Raw genomic sequence first — 10,836 nt, forward strand, 5'->3', positions numbered from 1 at the left:
GGAGAGCTTCCGGTGCTTGAGCTTCCGGCTGACAAGCCCCGTCCGGCTGTCAGAAGCTTTGCGGGCGGCAGCGTATCGTGCACGCTTGACGCTGAAACGGCATCCGGCCTTCACCGCATCGCCCGGGATCACGGCTCCACTTTGTATATGGTGCTTCTCGCCGCGTACAATACGTTACTCGCGCGATTGAGCGGGCAGGAAGACATCATCGTCGGCTCGCCGATTGCCGGGCGCCCGCACAAAGACCTTGAACCGATTCTCGGCATGTTCGTCAACACGCTGGCCATCAGAACGGAGCCGAAAGGAGACAAACGGTTTACCGATTATTTGGCGGAAGTCCGCCAGGCGGCGCTTGAGGCGTATGAGCATCAGGACTATCCGTTTGAGGAGCTTGTGGAACGGCTCGGCGTGCAGCGGGACATGAGCCGCAATCCGCTGTTTGATGCGATGTTTGTGCTTCAAAATATGGAGCGTGAATCCCTGGTGTTAAATAAGCTGCATTTGACTCAAGCTGCGGATACAAGTCATAAAACCGCAAAGTTTGATGCCACGCTTTACGCGTCAGAAGGGTCTGACGGTTCCATCAGCTTTGATTTTGAATTCAATACAGATATCTATCAAAAACAGACAATTGAAAAATGGCTTTCTTATTTTACCCGTATTCTTACAAAAGTAATTGAAAACCAAGCGATACCGCTTGGTGACATTCACGTACTGGATGATGCTGAAACAAATCGCGTCATTTATCAGTTTAATCAGACGAAAAGCGATTACCCAAGACACGAAACCATCAGCCGTTTATTTGAGCGTCAGGCAAAAGAAACCCCCGATGCCCGGGCAGTTGTATATGATGGACAAATCTTGACATACCGTGAGCTGAACGAACGGGCTAACAGAATAGCAGCGGCTCTCCGATCAAATGGCGTCGGTCCGGAAAGCGTTGTCGCCTTATTAACCGGCCGCACAACAGAGCTTGCTTCCGGAATCCTCGGAATATTAAAAGCGGGAGGCGCCTACTTGCCTATCGGTGACGATGTGCCGCGGGAACGGGCTGAATGGATGCTTAAAGACTGTAAAGCTGATATTCTTCTCCAATCTGATAAACTTGACGGTCTGCCGCTTTCAGGAAAACGTTTATTCATAGAGGATATTCAAACAAAGGCCGGCTTGAGTTCGGAAAATCCCGAACCGCTCGGCGGACCTGAATCGTTGGCCTACATGATTTATACGTCCGGGTCAACAGGTGCGCCAAAAGGCGTCATGATTGAACAGCGAAGCGTGATCCGCCTTGTGAAAAACAGCAATTATATTGATTTTACGCCGAAAGACAGACTGTTGTTTACTTCATCATTAGGATTTGACGTTACGACATTTGAAATATTCGGTCCGCTTTTAAACGGCGCTTCTTTATATGTAAGTGACCAGGAAACCTATCTCGACTCTGATGTTCTGGAAACATTTATACAGCAAAACGGCATTACGACACTGTGGCTGACATCGTCTCTGTTCAACCATTTATCAGAACAAAATAAAGACGTGTTTTCCGGATTATCCCGATTGATTATCGGCGGGGAAGCACTGTCCCCGAGCCATGTAAACCGGGTTCGGAATGCGCTGCCGCATCTCTCAGTATGGAATGGATACGGACCGACTGAAAACACGACGTTCTCGACTTGCTTTTTGATTGAACAATCATACGATCATTCAATCCCGATCGGCCGCCCTGTCGGAAATTCAACCGCATATATCATAAACAGCAGGGGAACACCGCAGCCGATCGGCGTCATCGGCGAATTGTGCACGGGGGGAGACGGTGTGGCAAGAGGATATTTCGGCCGCCCTGAGCTGACGCAAGAAAAATTTGTCCCTAATCCTTTTGTTCCCGGAGAACGGATGTACCGCACCGGAGATTTAGCCCGCTGGCTGCCGGACGGAACGATCGAATATGCCGGGCGGATGGATGATCAAGTGAAAATCCGCGGTTATCGGGTCGAGCTGGGAGAGATTGAAGCCGCACTGAGGAGCCTGGACGGTGTGAAAGAAGCTGCCGTGTCAGTCAGAACCGGGCAGTCCGGCAATAAAGAACTGATCGCATATATGAGTCTGCAGGCGGACATGGATACAGAAAAAGTGCGTTCTTCATTGTCTAAGCAACTGCCGAATTACATGGTTCCGGCCTATATGATGGAACTTGAGAAGCTGCCGCTTACGCCGAACGGTAAATTGGATCGGAAAAATCTGCCCGAACCGGAGCTTACGCTTCAAACCGCGTACACAGCTCCCCGCAATGAGCTTGAAGAACAGCTTTCCGTGATCTGGCAGGAAGTGCTCGGCACAAAACAAGTCGGGATTGAGGACTCATTTTTTGAGTTGGGCGGCGATTCAATCAAAGCGCTGCAAGTTTCCGCACGGCTCGGACGCTATGGGTGGAAAATGACGGCAAGTGACTTATTCCGGCACCCGTCCATTAAGGAACTCGCGCCTCTTATCCGGAAAGCGGAAAGAGTCATCGATCAGCGGCCGGTGGAAGGAGACATACCTTGGACACCCGTTCAGCACTGGTTTTTATCACAGCGGATGGAAAACAGAAATCATTTCAATCAGTCCGTCATGATGTTCAGCTCTGACGCATTGCAAAAACAGCCGCTCAAAGAAGCCTTGGAGCATCTTGTCATTCATCATGATGCACTCCGGATCACCGTCAGTGAAGAAAACGAAAGTATCAGACAAATCAATCACGGTATTCAAAAAGCTGAGCTGTACACCTTGGACATTTGGGATATGTCTGAGACAGATACTTGGGAAAGAGAAATAGAAACTGAAGTGGCTGCGCTCCAACAGCGGATGGATATTGAAAAAGGGCCGTTATTAAAAGCCGGCTGGTTCAAAACCCGGTCCGGGGATTATTTATTCATCACCGTACATCACCTGGCGGTTGACGGAGTGTCATGGCGTATTCTGCTGGAGGATTTATCTGCCGCTTACACTCAAGCTGTAAAAGGTCAGCCGGTCCAGCTTCCGCCAAAGACCGATTCGTTTAAGCAATACGCTGAAAGGCTTTCGGAATACGCAAAAAGCAGCAAGCTGATGCGTGAAGAAGAATATTGGCGTTTTATTGAAGAAGAAACAGCCGCCGAACTTCCTTATGAAAAACCGCAGCATCAGACGGGAGCCGACAGCATTCGGCAAACGGTAAGCTTTACGCTTACAGAAGAAGAAACGTCCGTTTTGCTTCAGCAGGTCAACCGGGCCTACCATACCGATACGCAAGATATTCTTCTGACTGCCGCAGCTTTGGCTTTACGGGACTGGACAGGGGGCGGCAGACTGCGCATCGCGATGGAAGGGCACGGGAGAGAGCACATCATGCCGGAGCTCGACATCAGCCGCACCGTAGGCTGGTTTACCTCCATGTATCCGGTGCTCATTGACTTGAATACAGCAGGCTCAGAACTTGGGACGGCGGTAAAAACGGTCAAAGACACACTCGGAAGAATACCGGATAAAGGAATAGGCTACGGCATTTTAAAATACATGACACCGCCTGAACAAAAAACAATCCGCTTCAGACAAGCGCCTGAAATCAGCTTTAACTATTTAGGGCAATTCAACGATACAGAAGATCAGCACACGTTCAGTCTGTCCGGTCTTGCAAGCGGGCACGACATCACGCCGACATGGCAGCGGGAACAAGCGGTGGAAATGAGCGCGATGGCCGCACAACATAAACTTCACTTCAGTTTGAGCTATCCGCCGAGCCGCTTCCGCAAAGAAACGATGGAACAGCTGCTGCAAACTTTACAGCAATATTTGCGTGATATTATGGCGCACTGCACCGGCAAAGAGGAATCAGAAAAAACCGTTAGTGATTTTAGCAGCAAAACGTTAACATCTGATGATTTGGACAGCATAGCGAGTTTTGTCGAGGAACTGTAGAAAAAGGCGACGGGGAGATTATAACATGACAAAAAAGAATGCAATTCAGGATATTTATCCGCTGTCTTATATGCAGGAAGGAATGCTTTTTCATTCCCTCCTGCAAAAGGAATCACAGGCTTACGCCGAGCAGGCCTCCTTTTCAATAACGGGGAAGGTTGACACCCGCGTGTTTGAAGAGAGCGTTCATGCCCTTTTCGAAAGACATGATATTTTCAGAACGATCTTTATCAGCCAGAACGTGTCAGTGCCGCAGCAGGTCGTATTAAAAGAGCGGAACGTCAGCATTATTGAGGAAAATCTCACTAATTTAAATAAGGCTGATCAAATCAAGTATATCGAAGAAGCCAAACGAAGAGACCGTGAGAAAGGGTTTCATCTGCAAAAAGACATGCTGATGCGGGTGACGCTGCTTCAAACCGGAGAATGTGAATATACGTGCATATGGAGTTTCCATCACATCATTATGGATGGCTGGTGTCTCGGAATCGTGCTGAAAGAGTTCTTCCAGATATACGCCTCGCGGCTCCGCCGGACACCGTTAACGCTTGAGCCCGCTGTGCCGTACGGGACCTACATCAAGTGGCTGATGGAGCAAGATAAAGAAAAAGCCGCTTCGTACTGGGAGCGGTATCTTGAAGGCTTTGAACAGCAGACTGTACTGCCGAAGCAGAAAAAAGCCGGCGAAAGCAGACAAGAGGAAGTGACGTTTTCCTTTTCAAAAGAGGACACGGCTAAGCTGAAAGAGCTGGCCGTAAAAGAAGAGGTCACGCTGAGCACCATTTTCCACACGCTCTGGGGCATTTTGCTTCAGGCGTATAACCAGACAGAAGATGCGGTTTTTGGTTCTGTCATTTCCGGAAGGCCGTCTGAAATCGAAGGCATCGAGCGAATGATCGGCCTGTTCATTAATACCGTGCCTGTCCGGATCAGCGGGGCGGACATCCCGTTTCAAAAGCTGATCAAAAACGTGCAAAAGGACGCTTTGAAAGGACAGGCTTACAGCTATCATCCGCTTTATGACATACAGGCGAATTCACAGGTAAAACAAGGCTTAATTGATCATATTCTCGTCTTTGAGAATTATCCGGTTGAACAGGAGCTTGATGTGCTGAACAGCAAGGGGGACACGAAAGACCTTTTTCACATCCATGATTTCAGCATGGAAGACGAAACCAATTACAGTTTTTACCTGATGGTGGCGCCGGGTGACGAGATTCACTTGAAAATGAGATACGATTCAAGCGTGTATGACCGCCAATTTATTGAAAATATCAAAGGCCATTTGGCACACATCGTCTCCCAGGTTCTCGACAAACCGGACATCACGCCGGACAAGCTTGAAATCATCACTCCAGAGGAAAAAGCGCAGCTGCTTGCGCCGATTTCTGAAGAGGCCGAAAAGCCTGAATATGACACGGTTCATGCAATGTTTGAACGGCAGGCCGCAAAAACGCCGGATCAAATCGCGATTCGGTATGAAGGTGAGTCAGTGACGTACAAAGAGCTGAACGAATCGGCTAATAAGCTGGCCCGCCTGCTGAAAAAACGCGGTTTAAAGCGGGAGGAGCCGGTAGGCGTCATGCTCGGCCGTTCCCCTTCTTTAGCGGCGGCTGTTCTCGGTATTTTAAAAGCGGGCGGCGCCTTTGTCCCGATAGATCCGGGCAGTCCAAAGGAGCGTATCCGATATGTCATTGAAAACAGCGGCTGCGTCCATGTTGTAACAGAGCGGCATCAGTCAGTCCCCGCGGAACAAACGCTGCAAGTTACATACATAGAAGAGGCCGGGACGGAAGCGGACGGAAGCAATGTGCAATCCATTAATACGGCGGACGACCTCCTTTATATGATTTATACATCCGGTACGACAGGGAAACCGAAGGGAGTGCTGCTCGAACATAAAAATATGGCCAACCTGCTTTCTCACCAATTGACGAACACAGACATTGATTTTTGCACAAATGTGCTGCAGTACGCATCTTTGGCGTTTGACGTCTGCTATCAGGAGTTATTTTCAGTACTCTTGAGCGGCGGCACCCTTTGTATCGTGCCGGAATTAATCAAACGAGACGTTTCTCAGCTGTTTTCGTTTATTGATCAGCACAACACGGAAGTGGTGTTTTTCCCGACTGCGTTTGTCAAGATGCTTTTCAATGAAGAAGGTTATGCACAGTCTTTTCCCCGCTGTGTGAAGCATGTCATTACGGCCGGGGAGCAGCTGACCGTTTCGCGTTTGTTCAGGCAGACGCTCCGTTCACACGGTATGCATCTGCATAATCATTACGGCCCGTCAGAAACCCATGTGGTTTCAACGTATACGATTTCTGCGGGAGATGACATACCTGAACATCCGCCGATCGGGAAACCGATCCATCATAACAAGATGTATATTCTCAGCAAAAACCGGCAGCTTCAGCCTCTCGGAATTGCGGGAGAATTGTATATTTCCGGGGCGAATACAGGAAGAGGCTATGTGAACAATCCGGCGCTGACCGAAGAGAAATTTTTGCCCGATCCGTTCAGAACGGACGCCGTCATGTACCGGACCGGAGATTTGGCAAGACTGCGTGCGGACGGCCAAATTGAATACATCGGCCGGACAGATGATCAAGTGAAGATCAGAGGGTACCGGATTGAACCGAAGGAAATTGAAACCGTCCTGGCAAATCATCATGCCGTGAAAGAAGCTGCCGTTCTGATTCAAACGAATGAGTCGGGCGAAAATGAATTATGCGCTTACTGCAGCGTCTCACAAGCGACTGATCCTTCTCAGCTGCGGAGAGATTTGGCTAAAGAGCTGCCTGATTATATGATTCCGGTCAAATGGGCTTTCGTTGACTCAATTCCGCTCACTGCGAACGGAAAAGTCGATCAGCGGGCCCTTCCGGAAGCTTCGGCGTACGCAGCGGGCCGTCAATATACAGCTCCCCGGAATGTGACCGAGCTGAAGCTTACCCGCATATGGGAAGAAGTGCTTCAAACCGGCCCGATCGGCGTTCACGATCACTTTTTCGAGCTTGGCGGCCATTCATTAAAGGCGACGGCACTCGTTGCAAAAATAGCTAAAGAGTGCAGTGTGCAAATCCCGCTGAGCGATGTCTTCAGCCACCCGACTGTAGAAGAACTCGCCAAAATCATCAGTGAAGCAGAAGAGAACCCGTTCGCATCCATAGAAAAGACAGAAACGAAAGAAACATATCCTGTCTCATCCGCCCAAAAACGGATGTATGTCCTTCACCAGCTTGAAAATGGCGGTGTCAGCTATAACATTCCAGCCGTTTTAGAGGTGAAGGGGCCGTTTGACCGAAACAGGATGGAAGCCGTGTTCAAGGGATTGATCCGGCGGCATGAACCGCTCAGAACGTCCTTTGAAGAAAAAAACGGCCTGCCCGTGCAGAGGATTCATGACGAAGTACCGTTTGCATTTACAAAAGAACAATCAGCCGAAGCGTTTATCCGGCCGTTCGATCTCGGCAAAGCGCCCCTTTTCCGGGCGGGATTTGTCCAAATAGAAAGAGACCGGCATCTGCTTTTAGCTGACATGCATCATATTATTTCAGACGGCGTATCCGTCAATCTTTTGATACGTGAATTCAGTGAGCTGTATGCTGAGAGAAGTCTGCCGCCGTTACGGATTCAATACAAAGATTATGCCGTCTGGCAGCAATCATTTATGGCGGGCGCCGCATATCGGAAACAAGAGGAGTACTGGCTGAACCGGCTTGCCGGTGAGATTCCCGTGCTTGAATTGCCGGCTGATAAGCCGCGTCCCCCGGTGCGGAGCTTTTCCGGAGACCGGGTGTCATTTGTCATCAATGAAAAACATACAGCACAGTTGAAAAAGCTGGCGAAAGAAAACAAATGCACACTGTATATGACGCTGCTTGGTGTGTACACGGTTCTGTTAGCCCGTTTAAGCGGACAGGAAGATATGATCGTCGGGTCTCCGATTGCAGGAAGGCCTCATGCCGACCTTGACGCCGTTCTGGGCATGTTTGTCAATACGCTTGCTTTCAGGACGCGTCCCGACGGAAGCATGACATTCAAAGACTATTTAAAGGAAATTCGCCAAACAGCGCTTGAGGCTTACGAACATCAGGATTACCCGTTAGAAGAGCTCGTCGATAAGCTCGGTGTGCCGCGGGACATGTCCCGAAATCCGCTGTTTGACACAACATTTGCGCTGCAAAATATGGAACAGCAGAAGCTTAGGGCAGCCGGACTTGAACTGCAGCCTGCAGACGTCAGCCTGCCGATTTCTAAATTTGACTTATCGCTGTACATCTCTGAAAACGCCGGTGAATTGTACTGCCAGTTTGAATACAGCACCGATTTGTTTAAGAGAAAAACGATTCAAAAATGGGCGGGATTTTTTACGACACTTGCCGAAAACGCCGCGGCTGATCCGGGCTTGGAATTAGACGATATTTCTGTTTTGACAGAAAAAGAAGAAGCGTCTCTGCTTCAAGATTTCAGCCCCTTGCAGAAAACAGCGTTTCCGCTTCATCAGCCTCTTCATGATCTGCTGGAACAGCAGGCGGAAAAAACGCCGGACCGTCCGGCAATTTTAACTGATGACATTTCGATTACGTATCAAGAGCTGAACGAAAGAGCGAATGAGCTTGCGCACCGGCTGATCAAGCGGGGGATAAGGCTGGAGGATAAAACTGCCATTATGGGCCGGCGTTCTCCTGACATGCTGATCGGCATTTACGCTGTCTTAAAAGCAGGCGGTGCATATCTGCCGATTGATCCGGATTACCCCAAAGAGCGGATTCGCTTTTTACTGAAAGACAGCGGCGTGAAATTCTTACTGGCAGAACCAGAACTTTTGGCTGCAGATCTTTTTGAGGGAGAAATGATCTCTCTGAAAAGCGGACAAACAGGAAACCCTGAAGCTGCGGCCAACCCCAATGTTCCGGTAAAACCTGATTCATTGGCTTATATCATCTATACATCCGGTTCTACGGGACGCCCAAAAGGCGTGCAGGTTGAACATCAGTCAGCCGTAAACTTTTTATACTCGCTGCAAACGCGTTATGGATTAAGTGATTCTGACATCATTTTGCATAAAACATCATACTCTTTCGACGCTTCGATTTGGGAGCTGTTTTGGTGGCCGATCGCGGGAGCTTCTGTTTTCCTCCTTCCGCAAGGAGGCGAAAAGGACCCTGAAATGATACTGAACGCATTGGAGAATAACCGCATAACAGCGGCCCATTTTGTGCCATCCATGCTTCATGCTTTCTTGGAATATATAAATTCCAGAAAACAGCCGATCAAAAAGACCTGCTTAAAAAGGGTTTTTGCCGGCGGCGAACAATTGGGCCCGCACCTGGCTTCCCGTTTTTATGACCTTCTGCCGGGAACGGAATTGACAAATTCCTACGGTCCGACGGAAGCGACAGTAGAAGCGGCGTACTTTGATTTGCCGCAAGGAAAAGAATTTCACAATGTTCCGATCGGCATTTCCGGACATAACATGCGGCTGTATATTTTAAATCAAAAGAAACAGCTTCTGCCGCCGGGCTGTATCGGAGAGCTGTACATCGCGGGGACAGGGGTGGCCCGGGGCTATCTGAACCGGCCTGAGCTGACGGAGGAGCGCTTTCTCGATGATCCGTTTTATCCGGGCGAGCGCATGTATCAGACGGGCGATATCGCACGCTGGACAGAAGACGGCCTTGTCGAATGGCTCGGCCGTTCAGACGGACAGCTGAAAGTCCGCGGTTACCGGATTGAACCGGGGGAAATCGAAGCGGCGATCCGGCGCATCGACGGCATTCGTGAGGCGGCGGTCACCGCCCGGACCGAACACGGCGAAACCGCGCTTTACGCCTATATCGAAGGACGGGAAAGCGATGACGTGCGGGCGGAGCTTGCGGCACGCCTTCCTGCCTACATGATGCCGGCTCAGTTTATAGAGATGAGCGAATGGCCGGTCACGCCGAGCGGAAAGCTTGACCGCCGCGCGCTGCCAGCTCCCGACGGAGCGGCAGACAGACAGGCGTACACCGCCCCGCGGAACGTCACGGAAATGAAGCTTTGCGCCCTTTGGGAAGAGGTGCTGAAAAACGGCCCCGTCGGCATCCGGGATCACTTTTTTGAGCGGGGCGGCCATTCGTTAAAAGCGACGGCTCTCGTCTCCCGCATCGCCAAGGAATTCGGTGTTCAGGTGCCGTTACAGGACATCTTCGCCCGGCCGACGGTGGAAGAGCTCGCCTCGGTCATTCAGGACTTGGAAGAGAGCCCGTATGAAGCGATTCAGCCTGCGCAAACACAGGACACCTACCCGGTGTCTTCGGCGCAGAAACGGATGTATGTGCTCCAGCAGCTTGAAGAGGGCGGTGTCGGCTACAATATGCCGGCTGTGCTGGAACTGACGGGCCCGCTTGACCGCGGCCGGCTGGAGAAGACGTTCCGGCAGCTTGTGGAGCGGCACGAGTCGCTCAGAACGTCCTTTGAAACGGGGCCTGACGGCGAACCGGTGCAGCGCATCCATGACAGCGTACCGTTTCAGCTGGATGAGGCCGAGTCAGCTGACGCATTCGTCCGGCCGTTTTGTCTGGAGGAAGCGCCGCTCTTCCGTGCGGCCCTCGTGAAAGAATCGGATGAACGTCATCTTTTATTAACGGATATGCATCATATTATTTCTGACGGTGTGTCCGTCAACACCTTGATTAAAGAATTCGGCGAGCTGTACGCAGGCCGTTCGCTTGCGCCGATGCGCCTTCAATATAAAGACTATGCCGTCTGGCAGCGGTCGTTTCAGGAGAAAGAAGGATATCAGAAGCAGGAAGCGTATTGGCTGAAGCGGCTAGAAGGAGAGCTTCCGGTGCTTGAGCTTCCGGCTGACAAGCCCCGTCCGGCTGTCAGAAGCTTTGCGGGCGGCAGCGTATC

2 protein-coding genes are annotated in these 10,836 nt (G+C 50.6%); both read left to right on the top strand.

Annotated features, from left to right (window positions below; genetic code table 11):
- Window positions 1-3,936 (top strand): non-ribosomal peptide synthetase (locus G9F75_RS19610; protein ID WP_167409326.1); only part of this gene is annotated, 3,936 nt, incomplete at its 5' end.
- Window positions 3,937-3,961: 25 nt separating this feature from the next.
- On the top strand, window positions 3,962-10,836 hold a 6,875-nt coding region (locus G9F75_RS19615), incomplete at its 3' end, for a non-ribosomal peptide synthetase (protein ID WP_167409327.1).

The sequence above is a fragment of the Bacillus sp. EKM208B genome (assembly GCF_011800725.1).
GTDB classification, from domain to species: Bacteria; Bacillota; Bacilli; order Bacillales; family Bacillaceae; genus Bacillus; species Bacillus velezensis.